This window comes from Flavobacterium pisciphilum (genome assembly GCF_020905345.1).
GTDB lineage: Bacteria > Bacteroidota > Bacteroidia > Flavobacteriales > Flavobacteriaceae > Flavobacterium > Flavobacterium pisciphilum.
Genome location: NZ_JAJJMO010000001.1, coordinates 1,969,602 through 1,993,105, shown reverse-complemented (window position 1 = coordinate 1,993,105; position 23,504 = coordinate 1,969,602). Strand labels below are relative to the sequence as shown.

Annotated in this window: 21 protein-coding genes; 10 read left to right on the top strand and 11 right to left on the bottom strand. The window is 31.6% G+C overall.

All coding sequences use genetic code 11. The features are described from left to right. Window positions 1-68: 68 nt before the first annotated feature. The 3 genes from LNQ49_RS08115 to LNQ49_RS08105 form a co-directional block, all read right to left on the bottom strand. On the bottom strand, window positions 69-2,561 hold the full coding sequence (locus LNQ49_RS08115; RefSeq protein ID WP_229988152.1) for a DUF5686 and carboxypeptidase regulatory-like domain-containing protein: 2,493 nt from the start codon (window positions 2,559-2,561) through the stop codon (window positions 69-71). A gap of 85 nt (window positions 2,562-2,646) precedes the next feature. After that, window positions 2,647-3,060, bottom strand: a complete 414-nt coding sequence (gene aroQ / locus LNQ49_RS08110; protein WP_229988151.1) for a type II 3-dehydroquinate dehydratase — start codon at window positions 3,058-3,060, stop codon at window positions 2,647-2,649. Window positions 3,061-3,199: 139 nt separating this feature from the next. Further along, window positions 3,200-3,742, bottom strand: coding sequence for a porin family protein (locus LNQ49_RS08105; protein WP_229988150.1), 543 nt, complete (start codon window positions 3,740-3,742; stop codon window positions 3,200-3,202). Window positions 3,743-4,014: 272 nt separating this feature from the next. Between LNQ49_RS08105 and LNQ49_RS08100 the strand changes: the two genes are divergently transcribed. The 6 genes from LNQ49_RS08100 to LNQ49_RS08075 all read left to right on the top strand — a co-directional run bounded on the left by LNQ49_RS08100 (window position 4,015) and on the right by LNQ49_RS08075 (window position 8,973). Continuing rightward, window positions 4,015-4,536 (top strand): porin family protein, encoded by a 522-nt coding sequence (locus LNQ49_RS08100; RefSeq protein ID WP_229988149.1) that lies wholly within the window; start codon window positions 4,015-4,017, stop codon window positions 4,534-4,536. 279 nt (window positions 4,537-4,815) lie between these two features. Then, complete coding sequence (locus LNQ49_RS08095) at window positions 4,816-5,421, top strand: porin family protein (protein WP_229988148.1); 606 nt, start codon at window positions 4,816-4,818, stop codon at window positions 5,419-5,421. A 343-nt stretch (window positions 5,422-5,764) separates the two neighbouring features. Next, window positions 5,765-6,112 carry a hypothetical protein gene (locus LNQ49_RS08090; protein WP_229988147.1) on the top strand — a complete coding sequence of 116 codons (348 nt, stop codon included), beginning with the start codon at window positions 5,765-5,767 and terminating at the stop codon, window positions 6,110-6,112. Then, window positions 6,075-6,257 (top strand): hypothetical protein, encoded by a 183-nt coding sequence (locus LNQ49_RS08085; protein ID WP_229988146.1) that lies wholly within the window; start codon window positions 6,075-6,077, stop codon window positions 6,255-6,257. Before LNQ49_RS08090 ends, LNQ49_RS08085 begins: the two co-directional genes overlap by 38 nt. An 84-nt stretch (window positions 6,258-6,341) precedes the next feature. Further along, complete coding sequence (xerD, locus tag LNQ49_RS08080; RefSeq protein WP_229988145.1) at window positions 6,342-7,238, top strand: site-specific tyrosine recombinase XerD; 897 nt, start codon at window positions 6,342-6,344, stop codon at window positions 7,236-7,238. Between the two features lie 211 nt (window positions 7,239-7,449). After that, entirely contained in the window at window positions 7,450-8,973 is a 1,524-nt protein-coding gene (locus tag LNQ49_RS08075; protein ID WP_229988144.1) for a PAS domain-containing sensor histidine kinase, read from the top strand. Window positions 8,974-9,182: 209 nt separating this feature from the next. Here the strand turns inward: LNQ49_RS08075 and rny are convergent, their stop codons facing one another. The 3 genes from rny to LNQ49_RS08060 all read right to left on the bottom strand — a co-directional run bounded on the left by rny (window position 9,183) and on the right by LNQ49_RS08060 (window position 11,548). Continuing rightward, on the bottom strand, window positions 9,183-10,748 hold the full coding sequence (gene rny / locus LNQ49_RS08070; RefSeq protein WP_229988143.1) for a ribonuclease Y: 1,566 nt from the start codon (window positions 10,746-10,748) through the stop codon (window positions 9,183-9,185). Window positions 10,749-10,956: 208 nt separating this feature from the next. After that, window positions 10,957-11,250, bottom strand: a complete 294-nt coding sequence (locus LNQ49_RS08065) for a cell division protein ZapA (RefSeq protein ID WP_229988142.1) — start codon at window positions 11,248-11,250, stop codon at window positions 10,957-10,959. 7 nt (window positions 11,251-11,257) lie between these two features. Then, window positions 11,258-11,548 carry a hypothetical protein gene (locus LNQ49_RS08060; protein ID WP_229988141.1) on the bottom strand — a complete coding sequence of 97 codons (291 nt, stop codon included), beginning with the start codon at window positions 11,546-11,548 and terminating at the stop codon, window positions 11,258-11,260. A gap of 175 nt (window positions 11,549-11,723) precedes the next feature. On the opposite strand from LNQ49_RS08060, the gene LNQ49_RS08055 reads away from it, so the two are divergent. The 3 genes from LNQ49_RS08055 to LNQ49_RS08045 all read left to right on the top strand — a co-directional run bounded on the left by LNQ49_RS08055 (window position 11,724) and on the right by LNQ49_RS08045 (window position 16,713). After that, complete coding sequence (locus LNQ49_RS08055) at window positions 11,724-13,421, top strand: M23 family metallopeptidase (protein ID WP_229988140.1); 1,698 nt, start codon at window positions 11,724-11,726, stop codon at window positions 13,419-13,421. A gap of 11 nt (window positions 13,422-13,432) precedes the next feature. After that, entirely contained in the window at window positions 13,433-15,889 is a 2,457-nt protein-coding gene (locus LNQ49_RS08050) for a TonB-dependent receptor (protein WP_229988139.1), read from the top strand. A gap of 101 nt (window positions 15,890-15,990) precedes the next feature. After that, window positions 15,991-16,713 carry a hypothetical protein gene (locus LNQ49_RS08045; RefSeq protein WP_229988138.1) on the top strand — a complete coding sequence of 241 codons (723 nt, stop codon included), beginning with the start codon at window positions 15,991-15,993 and terminating at the stop codon, window positions 16,711-16,713. Between the two features lie 9 nt (window positions 16,714-16,722). Here LNQ49_RS08045 and LNQ49_RS08040 read toward each other — a convergent pair whose 3' ends face one another. The 5 genes from LNQ49_RS08040 to LNQ49_RS08020 form a co-directional block, all read right to left on the bottom strand. Continuing rightward, window positions 16,723-17,424: a hypothetical protein gene (locus LNQ49_RS08040; RefSeq protein WP_229988137.1), complete on the bottom strand. Its 702-nt coding sequence runs from the start codon at window positions 17,422-17,424 to the stop codon at window positions 16,723-16,725. A 197-nt stretch (window positions 17,425-17,621) separates the two neighbouring features. Further along, a complete protein-coding gene (locus LNQ49_RS08035; RefSeq protein WP_229988136.1) occupies window positions 17,622-19,448 on the bottom strand; it encodes an ABC transporter ATP-binding protein in 1,827 nt (608 codons plus the stop codon). A gap of 53 nt (window positions 19,449-19,501) precedes the next feature. After that, window positions 19,502-21,229 (bottom strand): phospho-sugar mutase, encoded by a 1,728-nt coding sequence (locus LNQ49_RS08030; RefSeq protein ID WP_229988135.1) that lies wholly within the window; start codon window positions 21,227-21,229, stop codon window positions 19,502-19,504. A gap of 152 nt (window positions 21,230-21,381) precedes the next feature. After that, the gene (locus LNQ49_RS08025; RefSeq protein WP_229988134.1) at window positions 21,382-22,338 is read right to left on the bottom strand and encodes a glycosyltransferase family 2 protein; all 957 of its coding nucleotides are present in this window, start codon (window positions 22,336-22,338) and stop codon (window positions 21,382-21,384) included. Window positions 22,339-22,343: 5 nt separating this feature from the next. Beyond that, a complete protein-coding gene (locus tag LNQ49_RS08020; RefSeq protein WP_229988133.1) occupies window positions 22,344-22,877 on the bottom strand; it encodes a DUF4199 domain-containing protein in 534 nt (177 codons plus the stop codon). A gap of 246 nt (window positions 22,878-23,123) precedes the next feature. Between LNQ49_RS08020 and LNQ49_RS08015 the strand changes: the two genes are divergently transcribed. After that, on the top strand, window positions 23,124-23,375 hold the full coding sequence (locus tag LNQ49_RS08015) for a type B 50S ribosomal protein L31 (RefSeq protein ID WP_129539582.1): 252 nt from the start codon (window positions 23,124-23,126) through the stop codon (window positions 23,373-23,375). The last annotated feature ends 129 nt before the right edge of the window (window positions 23,376-23,504 follow it).

Sequence of the window (23,504 nt, the reverse complement as noted above, 5' to 3'; positions counted from 1 at the left end):
ACTTAATATAAAAATCCGTTTATTCTTTAAGAGAATAAACGGATTTTTTATAAGTAGCTTTAGTGAAATTACTCTAAAATATTAAGAAATTTTAATCCAAAAACAACACCATTCTGTTCTATTCCGTTTTGGTAAGAATGCACATAATCTACACGAAGCATTCTAAATTTTCCAAAACCAAGATTATCTAATCCAATTGTAAATTCAGAATATGGTTTTGCATTCGGAATTTCAAGAGAGTGGAAGCCGATATTTAAAGTTGATTTAAGCTTATTTAATAACGGAATTTTATTCATGATATAACCATTGTCATTATGCTCCATATGAACCTCAAAATAGCTGTCATTTGTGCTGTTGCTATAATAGGGTAGCAGGTTAAAAACATTTAAATAGCGACTGGCTTGGCCAATGTGAGTTTGATTACCATTAAAGTGTTTGTAATCCATAAAGGCAATATTCTCTGCATTGAAAAATTTACCCGCTTTAATGTTGATTCCTAAAAGCCCTTTGTTTCCTAGCGCTAAATCATATCGAACGGCAGCATTTAGGTGGTCAAATTCATATTTTTTCTCACTGGCAGCCAATCCTTTTTCGTAACCTAAGTACAATGTAGGGTATTTATCATTTCTAACATTGTATTTTCCGTCAGGTCTTGAAATGTATTTATTACCAAAATTGATTCTTGTAGTTAGATTGGTTTTTATTAAATGATGCTTCTCAAATGGAGAATTTTCAAAATCATTTGGCGCAAGTGGATTGTTAGAAGAGTATAAATCGTCTTTATTAAAGAAAGAATAATCAGTTGTGTTAAAGAGCGGTTTACGTTGTTCGTAGGCAATTTTTGCATTCAAGGCTATGCCATTAGCAATATTTTGGGAATAGGATAGTTGGGCAAATTCAAGATTGTAAACTTTCATGTAGTTGTCCTTGAAGAATAAAGAACTAACTGAATTAATGAACTTACTAATTGGTTCACTGCTATTAAACTGTTTTACCTTAGTTCCTCCTGAAGCCGAAATAGTTGCGTAATTTTGACGATTAAAAGTATGCTTGAATTCTCCCGTTACACGTAATCTTTGATCCGAAAATCCGTAGTTGATTCCTGTACTTATTAAAGTTTCTTTGCCTTTTTCATCATTCCATTTTTTATATGAAAAACCAGTGCCGACATTAAAACCTTGTACGGTATTAAAACTAAGTGCACTCAAATCTAACAAACCATTATAATTAAAAGTATGCTTCTCGAAAGTATTCTTGTGCTGGTATCCGAGTATTGCATCAGAAACTTTAAACTTGTTGTTTTTAGCATCGATAGAGTCGGTGTATTTTCTAGAAGTTCGTATGGTTTGTAAGCTGTCTTTCTTGGTGTAATCGGTACTTTCCTCGATTGTTAAAGGAATTGGACGAATAGTATTCCAATAGGAGTCGTCTTTTTTATTTGCATTAGTTTCAAAACTTACTATTTCATTAGAGAACGTTTTCTTTTCAAAAGATGTTGGAAACTCATAATTAGTATATACATAATTAAAATTACCAGTAAATTGTATGCCAAAAGCTCCTGCTGTAAAAGATAAGCTTTGAGCATTTTTAGCCCATAATTTATTTTTGGAGTTATAGCTAAAACTTTGTTTTAGATTCATTATTTGTGTAAACTCATTTTTAATTCTATATCCTTTGATGTCAAGATCAACAGCATAAATAGCAAAACTATCATCTATAATATAAATATAGCCTTCAAAAACAGGTTCTTTATCACGTTTTGGGATAACTTTTATTTTATTGATTTCCTTATTGTTTTCGTCAAAGAATGTTCCTTCAAGTTTGTATTTGTAATAATTGAAGGCATTGTCTGCAATAGGCGAGATCATATTTACACCAAATTTTAAAGTATTGTTGTAAAAATCATAAGTAGATAAACTGGCAGTATTATAACTAAAACCTTTGTTGTTTCCAGATATCTTAGAGGCAATAATTTTCTCTTTTAAATTATTAGGTTTCTCAAATGTAATTTTAGAAATAGTTTCAGATAGGTATAAAATCCCAGTCCCGGTAGAGTCAAGATTAGATGCCATTTCTTCTCCGATATCTACCTTCATACCCATTATTTTTTTAGGCAAATCCTTTATTTTAAATAAACCCTTAGAGTAGAAGTCAGCAGTATAACGCCCTGTTTTTTCTGCATTTTCTTTTTTATTAGCAATAGCATTTTTTATAATGTCATTTGCAGGATTGTCTTTAGGATTAATGATTACTTCATTAAGCGTAAAATTTTCTTGTTGTAATTTAACATCTAAGGTATAAGAGGTCAAAGAAGTATTTGAGATAGTTAGTTTTTGAGATTTAAATCCTAAATACTGAAATACGATTTTATTCTTACCAATTTCTTTTACATGGAGTTGGTATTTTCCTTGTTCGTTAGAGGTAGTACTATTGTATGTGTTTTCCTCAAAGATAGAAACAAACGGTAGAGGATTTCCGTTTTCATCCGAAACTGTGCCTTTTATCTGGGCGAAATTTGAAATAGAAAATAATAAAAAAGTAAATAAAATAGAGTTTTTCATAAATAAGTTCATTTCTTGTTCCAAAAATAGAAGAACTTAATAATGAACATATTAAAACTATGTTAAACTATTTATAGTCTTTTAACTATAAAAAAGAGCGTATGGCAAGCTCATAACTTTTTAGGCCAAAACCAAGAATTACACCTTTGGCATTTCCAGATATATATGATTGGTGACGGAAACTTTCGCGTGCATAAGTATTAGATATATGAACTTCTATAACAGGAGTTGTAATCGCTTTTATAGCATCACCAATACCAATAGAAGTATGTGTATATGCACCAGCATTTAAAATTATTGCATCATAAGTAAAGCCAAACTCTTGTATTTTGCCTATTAATTCTCCTTCAATATTACTTTGATAATAGCTTAGCTCGATATTTGGGAAAGAATTTTGTAATGTCGCAAAGTAGTCTTCAAAAGTTTGAGATCCGTAAACTTCAGGTTCTCTTTTTCCTAAAAGATTCAAATTAGGTCCGTTTATAATGATGATTTTCATTTAGTGTAATTTAATGTATTATTGATTAGTATTTGAATTCATTTTATATCTCAGAGAAAACATTATACTAACTGTGTAAAAATAAAAAAACCGTTCCAATAAATAGAACGGTTTTGATAAAAGTATGTGATATTATTTTTTAGAACATGAATCCAGCAGAAAGTTGGAAAACAGAGTTTTTAGCTTTCGCTTCTTTTGATATTTCTGTTAATCCTAAGCCATAACGACCTTGAACAAAAATGTTTTTTGTGATTTTAAAACCTAATCCAGCAGCAAGAGCAAAGTCAAATGTTTTAGCATCTTTTACATCAAAATCATTCTTTTGACTTAAAAGAAAAGAAGCTTGTGGACCTACCTCAAGACTGAATGCATCACTCAAATAAATTTTTGCCATTACTGGGATAGATAAATAACCTAATTCATCTTTAAATTCACCAAAGGCATTTTTATAAGTTGCTCCTTGTGTAGAGTACAAAAGCTCAGGTTGAATTGAGAATCTATCCAATAATTTAATTTCGGCTACTAAACCAGCATGATAGCTTGTTATCGCATCAGTTTGAATGTCTGTTCCATTTAGATTTGCAAAGTTTACCCCCGCTTTTGCTCCAATTTGTAAAAATTGAGCATTCATTGTTGCTGATGTTGCTATGAACAGTACAGCTACTAAAATTAATTTTTTCATAAATTTTCTTTTAACGATTTGATTGATTTTTCTGTAGATAAAACGTTTATAAATTACAAATATTGCTTAAATAATTTAAAAGACTCAGGTCTTTCGTATTAAATTATCATCAGCAAATTTGTTTGTTCATGAGCAAAAATACATGCTATTATTAGTTCTAATTTATATTTATTGGCATTTTTTTTATAGGATTTGCATGTTATTTTACTTTTGTAGTATTTTATATTAAAGTTTGTGTATGTTTGTAATAATAATATTATAATAACACAAACATGAAAAAAATTATTTTAACTGTATTAACAGTTTTAGGATTTACTTTTGCTAATGCACAAGAGCAAACAGCAAAAGGGAAGTGGCTTATTGAAGCAAACACTGGTTTTGGTTCACTTGGAAACGGTAGCACCTCATTTGGATTATGGAATGAAGACGGTGATACTGCTTGGAACATTGGTGCAGAAGGAGGATATTTTGTAATGGATAACCTTGCTGTTAAAGGAGGATTAGGTTATGGAGATAATGGTGGTGATTTTGGAAGTGAAATTTTCTCTTATAAAGTTGGAGCAAAATATTATTTACTAAACAAATTCCCTTTAGAAGTTTCTTATACAGGAGCTAGTATTAAAGATGCTGATGAAAATCCATCATACATCGGATTTCAAGGAGGATATGCTTGGTTTGTAGGGAATAACATTTCAGTGGAGCCAGGTGTTCGTTATAATGTTACCTTAAATGATGATTATGGTACTGGAAAAGATGCGTTGCAATTTCAAATTGGTTTCGCACTACATTTCTAGAAAATTATAAGTAAGTTTTAGTAAGCCTTTCATGTTAATCATGAGGGGCTTTTTTTATTTTATAAGTTTTTTAAGGTTAATTTTTAGTGTTAAAAAAATAAAAATACCCTCACTAAATTTAGTGAGAGAAAAACTATTAATCGTGTGATTGTGAACTGTATGTGTGTGACTTATTTGCTTGGTGGGTTTTAACATAATTTGGTTTTTTTTATCCTTATTATTGGAATTTTGGTGCCACTTATCTACGTTTGCCGCATAAATTTTAACATAAACAAAAAAATGAAAAAAATTACTTTATCAATTGTTGCGGTTTTAGCATTTGGATTTGCAAATGCACAAGAAGTTAAATTTGGTGCAAAAGCAGGATTAAACGTTTCTACTTTAACAGGAGATGTTGAAGATGTTTCTTCAAAAGTAGGTTTCCACGTAGGTGGTTTCGCTGAAATTAAATTATCTGACAAGTTTTCTATCCAACCTGAGCTTTTGTACTCTACTCAAGGTGCTAAAGAAAAAACAAGTGACTTTGACTTTGATACTATGGAAGTTATTTCTACTGATTTTACAGTTAAATTGGCTTACATCAATGTGCCAGTTATGGCAAAATATTATGTTGCTGAAAAATTTAGCTTAGAAGCTGGACCACAAATTGGTTTTCTTGTAAGTGCTAAAGGTAAAATGTCTGGTGGTTCTAATGAAGACATAAAAGATTTCTATAAATCAATTGATTTTGGTGTAAACTTTGGAGCTGGTTATGACTTTACTGAAAATCTTTCTGTTGGAGCTAGATATAACTTAGGTTTATCTAATATCGCTAAAAATGAAGAAGGTGATAATTCTAAACTTAAAAACAGTGTTTTCTCTTTATCAGTAGGATACAAATTCTAATAACTAATCGGATACGTTAAGTATTCTTAGTTTTACTTTTTACAATTTTAAAGCCCTTAAATAATTATTATTTAAGGGCTTTTTTTATGTGTGGAAGATACCTAAAACTATTATCTGGAATTAATTTATAGGTTTTTTTATGTTAATTTTTTTACACAAAATAATTCAATTTTATTTATTTGATTTAGTGAGAAAAGCAGTAATAATATGGCGTAAGGTGTTATTGTACAGGTTTAAAAGGAAAAGGTTTTGTGCTTTGTTTTTTGATTTTTTAATATAGTTTTTTGGTATTTAAAAGCTTGTTTTTTACGTTTGCCTCCTAAATTTTAACTAAATATAAAAAATGAAAAAAATTACTTTATCAATTATTGCGGTTTTAGCATTTGGATTTGCAAATGCACAAGATGGTCATTTCAAAGTAGGAGCACACGTTGGTTTGCCTATGGGAGATTTTAAAGACTCGTTTTCTGTAAATTTAGGTGCTGATGTTGCTTACTTATGGAACATAGCTGATAAATTCAGTGCAGGAGCAACTACAGGTTATACTACTTATTTGGCTAAATCTTATACTTTTTCAGATGGTTTTAATTCGTATAAGATTAAAGGAGATGCGGCTGGTTTTATTCCAGTTGCAGCTACAGCACAATATTCTATTGCTGATAAATTTAGGATATGCAATTTATGCAGGTAGTGGAGATGGAGACGGTGGAGTTATCTATCAGCCAAAATTTGGTTACCAAACAGAAAAGTTTGAAGTTTATGCTGCTTATAAAGGAATTTCTGCTGATGGAGGAACAGTTTCTTCAATCAATGTTGGATTCAGTTATAAACTGTAATTTTTAAAATTAAAAATATAATTTAAAAGCCTTCTACCACAGTAGAAGGTTTTTTTTATGCGGAAAATGTTTTACTTTGTAGGTATGAACTGGAATAGATATATAAAAGATTATCAATCCTATCTTAGGATAGAACGTGGTTTATCTAAAAACACAATCGAAAATTATGCTTTTGATATAGAGCGTTTGTGTCTTTTTTTGGCTCAGAACCAAATAGAAATTTCTCCCTTAAAAATTAGTGAAGAAACGATTCAGCAATTTATTTATTCCGTTTCCAAAGAAGTGAATGCACGTTCTCAAGCTCGTATCATTTCAGGTTTGAAAAGTTTTTTTAATTATTTAATTTTTGAAGATTATCGTAATAGCAATCCTTTGGAACTTATAGAGTCTCCAAAGACAGGAAGGAAATTACCCGATACCTTATCTGTTGATGATATTGATTCACTTATTGCAGCAATCGATTTGAGTTCGAATGAAGGAGAGCGAAATCGTGCCATGCTAGAAACTTTATATGGCTGTGGACTTCGAGTTTCGGAATTGGTAGCTTTAAAAATATCTGATTTGTTTTTTGAAGAAGGATTCATAAAAATAACTGGAAAAGGAAACAAAGAACGTTTTGTGCCTATTGGAGAATCGACTCAAAAATATATTTTAATTTATGTCAATTCGGTTCGGCTTCATTTAAATATTAAAAAAGGTCATGAAGACACTTTATTTCTTAATAGAAGAGGGAGTCAGTTAACCAGAGCGATGATTTTTACTATCATTAAGGATTTGGCATTTAAAATAGGGTTAAATAAAAATATAAGTCCACATACTTTAAGGCATTCTTTTGCTACACATTTGCTTGAAAATGGTGCCGATTTACGATCGATACAATTAATGTTAGGGCATGAATCAATTACCACAACCGAAATATATGTTCATCTGGACAGAACGTATTTAACGCAAGTAATTCATGCTTTTCATCCTAGAAGATAGCTGTTTTTGTTAAAAATTTTTATAAGATTTTGTTTTTGTCTTAAAAAAAAATAATATCTTGGAGCTATATTGTTTGTAATAAAGAGAATTTACTCTCATACTTATAATAAGAAATAAAAAACGAATTTTTGTTGTGTTTTTTTAAGCCTTAAATAATAGTATCAATTTTGTTCTGTTTTAAATAAAATAGACAACTTACACAAACATGATTATGGTTTTTGATTTATATGAAGATGAGAATTGTCAGAAGTTGAATAATTTTTACAAAAAATTATTTGCTGAGATCCCTGACTTAATTTTTCAATTTGTTGTCGATATCGATAATACCTATACCTTTCCTTTGGTAAGTAAGTCTATGGAAGAAATATTTGAGTTGTCTACAACTGAATTTTCTAATCGAAGTAAATTTTTTATTTACGGAAGAGTGCATCCCGAAGATCAACATACATTTATTAGTTCGCTTTCTATAGCTAGAAAAAGCTTAACGCCTTGGGAATTAGAATTTCGAGTAGTTTTGCCTAAGAAAGGAATTCGTTGGTTGAGAGTTTGTTCAAAATCTGAAGGTTCTCCAGAGGGGCAGGTTAGTTTTTATGGGCGTATTTCGGATGTAACAGATTTGAAAGATCAAGAACTGAAACTTAAATTATCAGAAGAGCGTTTTCAATTTGCTTTAGATGCTTCTACTGTAGGGGTCTGGGATTGGGATATGGTGACTAATAGGGTTTTTTATTCATCTTTGTCTTTGAAGATTTTAGAATTGGAATCCAATGATATTTTTGATGATCCAGAACGTTGGGATAAAATTGTCCATCCAGATGATTTGCCAAAATATTACTCAGATATTCAAGAGCATTTTGATAATAAGGTGCCGTTTTATGAAAATTACCATCGTGTACTAACGTCTAGCGGTAAGTACAAATGGATATTAGATAGAGGTAAGGTTATTGAAAGAGATATAAACGGAAAACCACTGCGTGTCTTAGGTACGCACACAGACATTTCTTATCAGAAAGAGAAAGAATTGGAGCTCATAAAAACGATGAAGTTGTTTAGTGATCAAAACAGTCGATTGCTTAATTTCTCACATATTGTTTCGCATAATTTAAATACACAAGCAGGGAATATTAAAAGTATTCTTGATTTTATAGATGACGATCACAGTAGAGAAACTATTGATGAAATGTTGGTTCATTTACGAACTGTTTCTAATGATTTAAATGATACAATTTCTAATTTAACGCAGATTGTGCAGATTCAGAGTAATTTGAATATTGTTATAAAACCACTTAAGCTAAGTTATAGTATAGATAAAACGGTTTCTATAATAAAGGCCTTTAGTAGTAAAACAAAAATTACAATACTCAATAGTGTGCCTGATTATGTAACGATTAGTTTTAATCCAGCTTATCTAGAAAGTGTATTGTTGAATTTTACAACTAATGCAATTAAATATGCACATCCTGATAGAGACCCTGTAATTGAATTTATTTTTGCGATTGAACCTGATGGTCGGAAAGCTTTAAAAATTAAAGATAACGGTATCGGAATTGATTTAGAGCTATATGGTGACTTGATATTCGGAATGTATAAAACGTTTCATAAACATAAAGAAGCGCGTGGAATTGGTTTGTATATTACCAAGAATCAGATAGAATCAATGAAAGGAGAGGTTTCTGTAGAAAGTGTTGTTGGAGAGGGAACTGTTTTTAAAATTGTTTTTAATGATGATTTATAGTGGGCTGATAAAGGTTCAAAGGTTCAGAGTAACAAAGGTTCAAAGGGACAAAGATTGCTAGGTAAGCTTAAAACACATTGAGTATGTACTCTATTTTATAGATAAAACACTCCAAAAAATTTTAGAAAGAGTTTTCAAGGTTCAACTTTAAAAAAAGGCATAAAAAAAGCTCATCGATAGATGAGCTTTTTTTATATATAAGAAGAGAATTATTTAGCAATATTTACTGCTCTAGTTTCTCTAATCACTGTTACTTTAACTTGACCAGGATAAGTCATTTCAGTTTGTATTTTTTGAGAGATATCAAATGATAAACTTGCAGCATTATCATCAGATACTTTTTCGCTTTCTACAATTACACGAAGTTCTCTACCAGCTTGAATAGCATAGGCGTTTTTTACTCCATTAAATCCGTAAGCAACTTCTTCAAGATCTTTTAAACGTTGGATGTAAGAATCTAATACTTGTCTTCTTGCACCAGGTCTTGCACCAGAAATAGCATCACAAACCTGAACGATTGGTGATAATAGTGATTTCATTTCGATTTCGTCGTGATGCGCACCAATTGCATTACAAACTTCTTCTTTCTCACCGTATTTCTCAGCCCATTGCATTCCTAATAATGCGTGAGGTAAATCACTTTCAGTATCTGGAACTTTACCAATATCATGTAGTAAACCAGCTCTTTTTGCTAGTTTTACGTTTAATCCTAATTCGGCAGCCATAATACCACACAATTTAGATACTTCTCTAGAGTGTTGTAATAAGTTTTGACCGTAAGAAGAACGGTATTTCATACGTCCAACAACTTTTATTAATTCAGGGTGTAAACCGTGAATTCCTAAGTCGATAACTGTACGTTTACCTACTTCAATGATTTCATCATCAATTTGTTTAGCAGTTTTAGCTACTACTTCTTCAATACGTGCTGGGTGAATACGACCATCTGTAACTAATTTGTGTAATGCCAAACGAGCAATTTCTCTACGTACAGGGTCAAAACAAGAAAGGATAATTGCTTCAGGGGTATCATCTACAATGATTTCAACACCAGTTGCAGCTTCAAGCGCACGAATGTTTCTACCTTCACGTCCAATAATTCTTCCTTTTACATCATCAGATTCTATGTTAAACACAGATACACAGTTTTCAACTGCTTCTTCTGTTCCAACTCTTTGAATTGTATTGATGATGATTTTTTTAGCTTCTTGTTGAGCAGTAAGTTTAGCCTCTTCAATAGTATCTTGAATATGCGACATAGCATTACTTTTTGCTTCAGCTTTTAAACCTTCCATTAATTGGTTCTTAGCTTCTTCAGCAGAAAGTCCTGAAATTACTTCTAATTGCTGTAATTGACTTTTGTGTAATTTATCTACTTCGGCTTGTTTTTTGTCTAAAACTTCAATTTTAGTATTGTATTCTTGTGTTTTAGCTTCGTAATCATCATTAGTCTTTTTAGCTTTTGATAATTCATTAGAAACTTGAGATTCTTTGTCTCGAACTCTTTTTTCTACTTCTGCTACTTTTTTATCTCTTGAAAGAATTACTTGTTCGTGCTCTGATTTTAATTCAATAAAACGCTCTTTAGCTTGAAGTATTTTGTCTTTCTTAATGTTTTCGGCTTCTAGATTAGCATCTTTTAAAATTGATGCTGCTTCTTTTTTTGAATTTTTGATTAAATTAGAAATATTGCTTTTTTCAATGATTTTGGCTATTCCAAAACCTGCTGCAATACCTATGATTCCTGAAATAATGATCGTTATTATACTGTCCATGGTTATTAAAATTTATATATAAAAAAGCCTACATTAGGTTGCTTGTATAAACTCGAAAAGACAAGTTTTGAGCTAACTCACTGTTCAAGTTTCCTCGCCGAAGCGTGGCATGCTTTAGTAGTGATGATTTGCTCATTCTAAATTGTTAGTGTTGAGTTTACCAAATATGAACTAATGTAGGCAGTATCTTAGTTTCTGTAAAGAACGTTTAATTTTCGAGATATTGATCTAAAAGGGTATTTAATCTTTTAATTCTTTCGATAGTTTCATCACTATCAGTTGCTTTATCAATTTGTTTTTGTTCTACTTGCGAGGCAAATTGCAATGCACACATGGCTAAAACGTCCTGTTTGTCACGAACAGCATAGTTTTCTTCAAATTGCTTTATCATCACATCAATTTTTTTAGAAGCACTTCTAAGGCCTTCTTCCTGTGAGAGATCTACCGTTAATGGGTAAACTCTGTCAGCGATTGATATTTTAATTTTAAGCTTTTCGTCCATGTTATTACTAGTCTGATAGTTGTGCTATACAGTGATCAATTTCACGAATTAATGAATTTATTTTAAGCTTTGTATCTCTTTTATTATCGTTACTGCCAAGTAAAGAATTGGCGATTTTGAGTGTTTCATACTGCTTTTTCAAGCCCTCAATCTCCTCGGATTGTCTTTGTATAGTCTGTTTAGCCTCTATTAATTCTGACTTTAGTTCTTGATTGTTCTTTTCTAAACCTTTTAGCTTCGCAAAAAGTTTTTCTACTTTATATTCAAGAGTATCAATTATTTCGGCAATTACACTCATTATAAATCCTATTCATTACTTAATCATACAAAGTTAGTATTCCTTTTTATTAATGCAATATTTTATCGATTTTTTTGCATTAAAAATAGCAAATTAATGGAATTCAAGGTATTGTATTTCGCAGTTTTACTAAATATTTTGCCAAGTTTTTTTTATCTTAGCAAAAATGTAAATCATGAAATATTCTGTACTTTTTTTGCTGTTTTGTAATTTTATTTCTGCTCAGACAGAATATCCAAAAGACTACTTTAGACCACCTCTTGATATTCCGATGCAACTTTCAGGGAACTTTGGAGAGTTAAGACCGAATCATTTTCATGCTGGGTTTGATTTAAAAACAAACCAAAGAGAAGGTTTGAAAGTGTATGCTGTGGCAGATGGGTATATCTCAAGAATTAAAATTTCGACTTTTGGCAATGGGAAAACATTGTACATAACCCATCCCAATGGATATACATCTGTATATGGCCATTTGCAAAGTATGGTTGGTTCGATTCAGGAATATATCAAGCAGACGCATTATAAAGAGAAATCTTTTGAAATTGAAATGTTTTTGAAACCAGGAGAAATGGCAGTTACCAAAGGGCAATTGATAGGACTGTCGGGGAATACTGGATCTTCAGAAGGGCCGCATTTGCATTTTGAATTCCGTGATTCAAAAACAGAATTTGTTATAAATCCAATGTTTTTTGGTTTTGACAAAAATATAAAAGATACTAGAAAGCCTGTAGTTTCAAATTTATATGTTTATCCGCTTGACGATAATACAACAGTTAATCAATCGAAAGTGCCGTTAATGCTTAATATGTCATTGCAAAAAGATGGCACCTATCTATCAGATCGTGTTGCAGCAAATGGTAAGATTGGTTTTGGAATTACTGCTGTAGATTACGATGATGTGTCTTTTAATAAGAATGGAGTTTATAAAGTAGAATCATTTTACAACGGAAAATCTAATTATGGATATCAGTTTAATACCTACTCATTTGATGAAATGCGTTATATAAACGCTTTGATTGATTATCCTAGGTATAAAAAAACAGGTCAAAGAGTACAAAAGCTGTTTATGAAAACACCTTTTGCTTTGAGTATTATTAAAACAGATTCACTTAATGGAGTGCTTCCAATAGTACCAAATCTCGCTTCGGCATATCGTGTAGAGGTTTCAGATTATTATGGAAATACCAATACAATTAATATTCCAGTTCAGTATAATTCATTACCAGTAGTTGTAAATCCAACACCTGTAGTTTCTGATTATTTGGTGAAATACAATAAAGACGCTAATTTTTCTAAGAACAATATGTCAGTATTTTTTCCAGCAGGAACATTTTATGATGATTTTAATTTGAATTTTGATGTAAAAAATGATCGTATTTATATTCATGACGATACAGTTCCCGTGCATTCTAATTTTACTATAACTATTGAAGATGATAAATATCCTGAAAATCTTAAAGACAAAGTATACATAGGTAGAATTACAGGAAAGAATAGTAGTTATAACGCTACATCGCGTAAAGGAGCAGTGTATACAGCAAAGTCAAGAATTTTGGGACAATTCGGATTGGTGATGGATACTATTAAGCCAACAATTAGTATTGCAAAACCAATTGAAGGAAAGTGGATAAGTGATGTAAAGAAAATTCAATTTACAATTAGTGATAGTATGTCGGGGATTAAATCCTACAATGGGTATTTGAACGGAAAATGGATTTTGTTTGAGTATGATAATAAAACAAAAAAAATAACACATGACTTTGATGACGGTATTGTTGCTGAAGGAGCGAATGATTTAAAAATAGAAGTTGTTGATAATGTGGGGAATTCTGCTATCTTTGAGACACGTTTTTTTAGAAGTCAAATAAAATAAAAATATAACGTTTGAAGAAGAACCTACTATTTGTTGCCCTTTTATTGTGTGTTGGCTTTGTTTCACTTGCTCAAAATGCCCGAGTAAAAGGAATAATTCTTAATGAAAGCAATTTTCCAGTTACTGATGTAAATGTTTCTCACTCAGGAAATGTAACACAGTCTAATTCGGATGGTTTTTTTGATATTTCGATTCCATCTAATAAAAAAGTGATTCTTGTTTTTACTCACGTTTCGCAGAAAATGATGACGATTACAGTGACTTTAAAACCGAATGAAATATTCGTTTTTAATCCTGTTATGAATAGTTATGCCGAACAAATGGGAGAGATTGTTGTCATGGCAAATAAAAAAAGGATACAAGGAATCACTACCGTAGATCAAACCACTATAAAGAAAATTCCAGGTGCTAATGCTGGAATCGAAAATATTTTAAAAACTTTACCCGGAGTAAATTCTAATAACGAATTGAGTACGCAATACGCAGTTCGTGGCGGGAATTATGATGAGAATCTTGTTTATGTAAACGAGATCGAAGTGTATCGCCCGTTTTTAATTCGTTCGGGGCAACAAGAGGGATTGAGTTTTACAAATACCGATTTGGTTCAGAATGTTGATTTTTCAGCAGGAGGATTTCAAGCAAAATTTGGAGATAAATTATCGTCAGTATTAGATATTACATACCGAAAACCAACTCAGTTTGGAGCATCTTTCGAGGCTAGTTTACTAGGAGGAAGTGTTGCTGTTGATGCTGTTTCTAAAAACAAAAAATGGTCGGCAATTACAGGAGTTCGTTATCGAAACAATAGCATGCTTGTAAACAGTCAAGATACACAAACGAATTATAGACCTTCATATACAGATATTCAAACGAACATCAATTATTTCGCTTCAGCAAAATGGCAATGGAGTTTTCTAGGGGCTATTTCTCAAAATAAATATTTGTATGAGCCATTAACTCGAGAAACTAAATTTGGTACAATCGATAAGCCAATGGCGCTTGCAGTGTATTATGAAGGGCAAGAAAGAGATAAGTATGATACTTATTTTGGTGCGATAAAATCAACATACACTATTTCTCCAGATTTTACTTTAAAGTTCATAGGTTCTATATTTCATACACAAGAACAAGAGCATTATGATATTTTGGCACAATATCGTTTAGGAGAGGTAGATAGTGATGGTTCGGTAGTATTGCAAGAGGTGAATTATACTAAAGGAATTGGTTCGCAATTAAATCATGCACGAAATGATTTAGATGCTTTAATTGTAAATGCCGAATTAAAAGGGATTTATAATTGGAAAGAAAATCTTTTAGAATGGGGAGTGAAGTATACTCGCGAATCTATCCGTGACCGCGTAGCAGAGTGGGAGGTAATTGATTCAGCAGGTTTTTCGGTAAATCCACCAATTGTAAATTTGCCTAAAAATAATCAACCATACGAACCTTATACTGGTCCGCTTTTTCCTTATCAAAATGTAAGAGCGATAAATTTTAATACTATAAACCGATTTTCAGGTTATGCACAATGGAGCCGAAAAGGAAATTTAGGATCTAGCGAGGTTTGGTACAATGCTGGAGTTCGTTTTCAGGATTGGAAAGTGTCAGGAGGAATAGTTGAGGGTAAAAACCAGTTTGTAATTAGTCCGCGGGCGCAATTTGCTATAAAGCCAGATTGGGATATGGATATGGTTTTTAGGCTTTCGGGGGGATTGTATCATCAACCGCCTTTTTATAGGGAATTGCGTGATGCCAGTGGCGAAGTATTACCAAATACTAAAGCACAGCAATCGGTACATGTGGTTTTAAGTAATGATTATGGTTTTAAAATGTGGAATAGACCATTTAAACTTGTTTCAGAGCTGTATTATAAAACATTATCAGATGTAAACGTTTATACAATAGACAATGTTAGAATTCGATATGCTGCTGATAATAATGCAACAGCTTATGCACAAGGATTGGATTTTAGATTAAATGGGGAGTTTGTACCAGGAACTGAATCTTGGTTTAGCTTTGGATATTTAAAGACCGAAGAGAATTATGCTAATAAAGGATATATAGCAAGACCAACTGATCAACGATTAAAATTTGCACTTTTGTTTCAGGATTATATGCCTAATATACCAAGTGTCAAATTGTATTTGAATTTAGTTTATAATACAGGATTACCTGGAGGTTCACCTTCGTATTCAGATCCGTATTTGTATCAAAATAGATTAAAAGATTACCGTCGAGCCGATGTTGGTTTCTCTAAAGTTTTTATTGATAATAATAGAGTTGCAAAAAGTAAACTTTTTAAAGAGTTTAAAGAATTGTCATTAGGATTTGAGATTTTTAATCTTTTTGATAATAAAAATGCGATTACAAATACTTGGGTTCGTGATGTGTATTCTAAAAATCAATATGCAATTCCTAATTATATGACTTCGAGAGTTTTTAATATAAAATTAACTGCTAGGTTATAATAACCAATGAAAAAGCTAGTTTAGAATGTATAAATTGACTGCAAACTGGTGAACCATTTTTAAAATTCATTACATTTGAAATTATTTTTTAATAAAAGAACATGAGAAAATTACATATATCTATCATAAGCCTTTCTGTTTTACTTTTAGTGAGTTGCAAAAATGAAGTCGAAAAACCAAAGGTTACTTATGACGCTTCAACAGCTTCAAAAGTAATTGCTAAAGTCGATTCGACACAAGTTGCAATTGCCGATTTGCCAATTCAGATGGAAGGAACAGATTATTTGATTCATCCAGTTGGAGATGTACGCGTATATGAAAGAGGTGTTAAGGCACGCTATGGTTCATCGAGTGTAAATGACATTAGTTTTACAATTTCAAATATCGGTGAATATGAAATTACGGGTTATTTGCAAAATTTAAAATTCCAGAAGATAGATTCTGATTCCATAAGACCATTGACAGATAAAGCAGTTTTAATTCAAACCGCAACCTATTTAAAAACAATTGCCAATAAAACTCATAACCATGTTATGGTATATACGATGGTGGATATGGATACTAATAAAGATGGGAAATTAGATACTAGCGATATAAAAGCATTGTATTTAAGTGATATTAGTGGAGAGCGATTTGTTAAAGTTTCTGAAGATTTTCAAGAGCTAATAGATTGGAATGTTATAGATTCAAAAAACCGTTTGTATTTCAGAACCATTGAAGATACTAACAAAAATGGGCAGTTTGATAAAAATGATGTTTTGCATTATAACTATATTAACCTAGGGGCTAAAGATTGGAAAGTGGTTAGTTATAAGCCAATTTAATACATGTAATTATATCAAAATATCGCTTTCAAGGTCTGACTTTTCTATATCAAAGTCATAGCCTAGTTTATGAACTAAATCAGTTACCAATTTTTTGTACCAGTTCTCTGATTTAGGGTGAATGTATATTTTTTCGATAAGATATTTAAGATTGACATTAACTCTTAATCCATCATTAATTTTAATGTCGCTTTTGGAGGAATCTGTAATTATGCGTACTTCACGCTCGTACTGAAAACTTTTTCTTTTAAATAAAAACGGAAAGAATAAATCATCAAAAGGAATGTATTCTTTCTTGTAGTCAATATAGTTTACTTCGCCTATATATTGATCAAAATTATCCTCAGGTTTCAATGCTTTTTGTAGCCTCCCAATAGTAGATTGAATAGCTAATCCTTCGTTATTTTGGGTAAATATCTGCCACATGGCAAACGATTCGTATTCATTGATATGCCAACTGCTTATAGCTACTTTCTCGCGGTGTATTTTGTAGTAATCTATAAATTCAGGATTGTCTATAGCAAGTTTTTTAATCTCTTCGTAAGTGGGTTCGCTAAAGGTGCCTTCATACTGATCTTCAAATTTATCAGAACGGGACATAAAAAGCTTTTTAGACATCAATAAGTCTAGGAATTTGGATAAATCCAAGTATTTCCAGACTATTGTATTAGGGTCTTCAGGAAGGTTAATGTTTGAATTGTGGCGATACATAGGTATTTGTATATATTAATCCGTTGGGGCTGTAGGAGTTTTTAATTCATAGTTTATAAAGCCAAAAAAAGGTGTTTCATTTTAAGTTAGTCAATAAGACTATTTGAAAAATGAAACACCTTGAATTATATTTCTATGTGTTAATTGTCTTTACTTTCAACAGGTTTACATCTTACGTATACCTAATTTATGAAAAATTATTCAAACGACTGCATAGTAACCAATTTATTATATGTTCCGTTTAAAGCTATTAGGTTTTCATGAGTTCCTTGCTCAACAATTTTGCCTTTTTGCATAACCACAATCAGATCTGCTTTTTGGATAGTAGATAAACGGTGTGCGATAACAACTGAAGTGCGATTTTGCATCATGTTATCAAGGGCTACTTGTACAAATTTTTCGCTTTCAGTATCCAATGCAGATGTTGCTTCGTCAAGAATCATAATAGGAGGATTCTTTAAAACAGCGCGAGCAATAGATAAACGTTGTTTTTGTCCACCTGAAAGTTTGTTTCCACTGTCTCCAATGTTGGTGTAAATACCAAGAGGTAACTCGCTTACAAATTCAAAAGCATTAGCAATTTTTAGGGCTTCAATAATCTCCTCATCGCTAGCATCAAGTTTTCCTAATGAAATATTCGCTTTAATGGTGTCGTTAAACAAGATGCTATCTTGAGTTACTAATCCCGTTAAATCACGAAGTGAGTGTAAAGAAATGTCTTTTATATTAATATTGTCAATTGAAATAGAGCCTTCGTTTACATCATAAAAACGAGTAAGGAGATTGGCAATGGTACTTTTTCCACTTCCAGATTGTCCAACTAGAGCAACAGTTTGTCCTTTTTTTATTTGAAGAGAAAAGTCTTTTAGTACATTCTCTTTTTCATATTTAAAGTTGATATTCTTGATTGTTATATCAGAGTCAAAAGTGGCTTTTTCGATAGCATCAACTTTGCTTGTAATAGGGTTTTCTTGATCAAGAATTTCTAATACACGCTCTGCTGCTGCATTTCCTCTTTTTACGCCGTAAGAAGCTTTAGAGATCGCTTTTGCAGGTGTAAGGATATTGTAAGCTAATCCCATATAAGCGATGAATGAAGCACCGTTTAATGTCTTTTCAATTAGAACCATTTGACCACCATACCAAAGTAAAATTGCGATTACCATGATTCCCATAAATTCACTCGCAGGAGAAGCTAGGTTTTGGCGATTACCAATGCTGTTTGATAATTTAAAGAAACGCTGAGTAGAGTTTTGGAAAACACTATTGAAATAATTTTCAGAGTTGTATCCTTTTACCACTTTTAATCCCCCTAAAGTTTCTTCAATAGTAGATAAAAATGTTCCTTGTTCTTGCTGAGCCTTTGTTGATTGTTTCTTTAATTGTTTTCCTATCAATGATATTATATACCCAGAAACAGGAATGAAAATAAAAACAAAAAGAGTTAATTGTGGGCTTATTGCAAGCATTGCAATAATTGTAAATACAATAGTAAGAGGCTCTTTTACGATAAGCTCTAGAATGGCAAGAAATGAAGTTTGTACTTCGTTAACATCACCTGCAATACGAGAGATAACATCACCTTTTCTTTTTTCTGAGAAAAATGATAAAGGCAATTCAAGTGTTTTTTTGTACATCGCATTTCGCATATCTCTTAAAACACCATTTCTTAGGAAAGTAATAAAAAACATAGCGAGGTAATCACATAAGTTTTTCAATAAAAATATCGAAATAATCACAGCTACCATTATAGATAGGGTGTATCCTACACCATAATTGTCAGTTGCTTGTGTGATGAAGTAGCTTAAGTAATTTTCAGCATAATCTTTCAACTCCCAAAGCCCTTTGTAAACAGGTATAGTGGTGTTTCTTTTTGTTTGGTCAAATAAAACCTGAATCATAGGAATTAATGCCATAAACGAAAGCGTGCTAAATAAGGCATAAAGAATATTAAATAAAATATTCATGTATGCGTATCTTTTATAAGGAAATATAAAAGGAAATATTCTTTTGAAATTATTCATTCAAGATGTTTTTATTTTTTAAATCAACTTTAAGAGGTTAGAAATAAAAAAAATTAATTCAATTGCATTGCAGTGATAATGTTTTTTATCTTTTTATCTAAAATTGCTTCAGTTGCATCAAAATCTTCTACAGCATGCAACTCAGTATTTACGCTAATGTAAAATTTGATTTTTGGCTCTGTTCCACTTGGTCTAGCGCAAATTTTAGAGCCATCTTCAGTATAATAGATTAACACATTTGATTTAGGGATAGTCATTTCAGATACTTCACCACTCAATAAGTTTAATGCTGTAGAAGATTGGTAATCTTCTACCATTATTACTCTTTGACCGTCTATTTCTTTTACAGGGTTTTCACGTAGATTAATCATCATTTGATTAATTTCTTCTAATCCTTCTATTCCTTTTTTTGTTAAGGCAACCAAATGTTCTTTGTAAAATCCGTGTTCAACATAAAGCTTCAAGAGTTCTTTGTAAACAGAACTTCCGTTTGCTTTTGCTTGAGCAGCCATTTCGCAAATTAATAAAGTAGCAGCAACGGCATCTTTATCACGAACAGCATCACCAACCATAAAACCAAAACTTTCTTCTCCACCACCTATAAATTCAAGTTCAGGGAAATCTTTAATCATTTTGGCAATCCATTTAAATCCTGTCAAGCCTATTTTGCATTCAACATCATAGCTTGTTGCAAGTTCCATCATCATAGGAGTCGAAACAATAGTTGATCCTATAAATTGTTTTCCGTTAATTTTGCCAGCTTTTTTCCATTCTTGTAATAAGAAGGAAGTCATTAATATCATGGTTTGATTTCCGTTTAGCAAAATCATTTTCCCTTCATTATTACGAACAGCAACTCCTAGACGATCACAGTCAGGGTCAGTACCAACAACAATATCTGAATTTGTTTTATCAGCCAATACCAATGCCATTGTTAGTGCTTCAGGCTCTTCTGGATTAGGGGATTTTACAGTAGGGAAATCACCATTTGGAACAGCTTGCTCAGGTACAATATGTACACTAGTGTAACCCGCTTGTGATAAAGTAGGAGGGATTGATTTTATAGAAGTTCCATGTAAAGATGTAAAAACGATTTGTAAATCTTCTTTAGCTTTAGCCGGAGTATTAAAACTAGCGTTTTCAATAGACGACTTGATGAAAGCGTTGTCGATTTCTTTGTCTATATATTCAATTAATTTCTCATTAGCATGAAATTTGATTTTAGCATAATCTAAGCTCTCAATCATGGCAATAATTTCTGCATCTTGAGGAGGAACAATTTGCCCGCCGTCTTCCCAATATACTTTATATCCATTATATTCAGGTGGATTGTGTGATGCAGTAAGTACAATACCACATTGGCAACCTAAATATTTAAGAGCAAAAGATAATTCTGGAGTCGGACGCATGTCTGAAAATAAATAAACATGAATTCCATTTGCAGAGAAAACATCAGCAACGATTTTAGCAAGAGTGTTGCTATTGTGACGGCAATCGTAAGCGATTGCTACTTTTAGAGTTTGGTTAGGGAAAACCTTATGCATGTAATCAGAAAGTCCCTGTGTATTTCTTCCAAGTGTGTATTTGTTGATTCGGTTGCTACCAACACCCATAATACCGCGCATTCCACCAGTACCGAATTCTAAATTTTTATAAAAACTTTCTTCAAGATCTTTAGGTGATGTTGTCATCATCTCTTTAATCGCCTCTTGTGTTTCATTGTCAAATGCTGGCGTCAGCCATTCGTTTACAGCAGTTAAAATGTTTGGTGCTATATTCATTTGTATATTATTTTAAATTGTAAGTCAAAAAAATGGTGCGATTTGAGGAGTTGTTACAATCTCTTGAAGCAATCTCCTGCTATTCGCTATATCTTTATGTTTTTAAAGAAAAAACATAAAGGATGCCGCTGTTATCAGGGCTAGGGTTTATGTTATAGATTAACTTGATTGGCTATTTTATAGCGTTCCTCGTTGTTTTTAGTGCGTAAAATAATTTCGCCCAAGAAACCAGCAAGAAATAATTGAGTTCCTAATATCATAGTTGTTAATGCGATAAAGAACCAAGGGTTACTCGTTACCAAGTTATAGCGCATTCCCATATACATATGGTATAATTTAGATACTCCGATATAACCAGCCAGTAAAAAACCAATTATGAACATAAGTGAGCCAATGGCGCCAAATAAGTGCATAGGTCTTTTTCCAAATCTTGAAAGGAACCAAATTGTAATAAGGTCAAGGAATCCGTTAATAAAACGTTCCATACCAAATTTAGTTTCGCCATACTTACGTGCCTGATGTTGTACTACTTTTTCACCGATTTTATTAAAACCAGCATTTTTTGCTAAAACAGGGATGTATCGGTGCATTTCGCCGGAAACTTCAATGTTTTTAACAACAGTATTTTTATAAGCTTTTAATCCGCAATTAAAATCATTTAATTCAACACCCGAAGTTTTTCTGGCAGCCCAATTGAATAATTTTGATGGTAGGTTTTTTGCTACAACAGAGTCGTAACGTTTCTTTTTCCAACCCGAAACCAAATCAAATTTCTGGTTAGTAATCATTTCAAATAATCCAGGAATCTCTTCTGGACTATCTTGTAAATCGGCATCCATGGTGATAATAACATCACCATTAGCTTTGGCAAAACCAGCATGTAAAGCTTGCGATTTACCAAAGTTCTTCATGAATCGAATGCCTTTTACATTTGGGTTTTCGTTAGAAAAACCTTCAATAATGTTCCAAGAATTATCTGTACTACCATCATCTACAAAAATGATTTCATATGAGTAATTGTTAGATTTCATCACTTTAATGATCCATGTGTATAGTTCCGTAAGTGACTCCTCTTCGTTAAGAAGCGGTATAAGTATAGATAAATTCATTTATTTTATTCTTGATATGTAGTTTTGCTTTTAAAAAAGGCGGCCATAATTAATCCTAATATTGAATAACCAACAATACTAAAAACTAATGCTTTTAATAATTCAGCAGTAGCATAAGGATTGCTTTCTTTCATTTTTACCATTGTTTCATTTATTGTCGCTGCTGGTGTTCCAAATTTCTGTAATGTTTCAGCCATATATTTTCTGATTAACTCACCTAAAGTGTCTTTTGCACTAGGGTCAATAACGTTAAATAAAAGGATGTTGAAAAAAGTAGAAATTAGAATCCCAACAAGGATGGCAACGAAATATGTTGTAAATGCATCTTTAAAAGTAAAAATGCCCTTTAAATCTTTTTTAGTTTTTGATAATAAAGTAATAGTTATTGCTAGAAAAATAACAAATGTTATACCTCCAATCCAACCAGAAACGAATAGTTTTAGGTCTATTGAATACATAATTGCAGTAATCAGGGATAAAACAACACCTATTATTATACCATAAGTAATTCCATTCTTTTTTATAACTTCATTAATCATAATTTGTATGTTTTAAAATTAATCCACAAATATAACAATTCCCAATATATTCGTAGATAAAAAATGCTTTTCGATTTTAGATAAAAAAAATAGGGCAAACGTTTGTTTATTGAAAAATAATTGTAAATTTGCAACCTGAAATAATTAAAAGATTTTAAACAAAAAGAGTAGTTGCATTTACACCTTTTTCTAACCACGAAGAAGCTTCAAAATTAAAACGCTCTAAACAATAAATAAAAAGAAAAGATGAAAAAAGGAATTCACCCAGAAAATTACAGATTAGTTGCTTTCAAAGACATGTCAAATGAAGAAGTTTTTGTTACTAAATCTACTGCAGATACAAAAGAAACAATAACAGTTGATGGAGTTGAATACCCACTTGTAAAAATGGAGATCTCTAGAACATCTCACCCTTTTTACACAGGTAAATCTAAACTTATCGATACTGCAGGACGTATTGATAAATTCAAAACTAAATACGCTAAACACGCTAAATAATTTTAGTTTGTTTTTGAATAAAATAAAAGCCTTCCTATTTTGGAAGGCTTTTTTTGTATATTATATAGCCTTAATGCTTGATTAAGAAGCCTTATCATTTAATGAAACAAATAAAATATTTGTAACTTT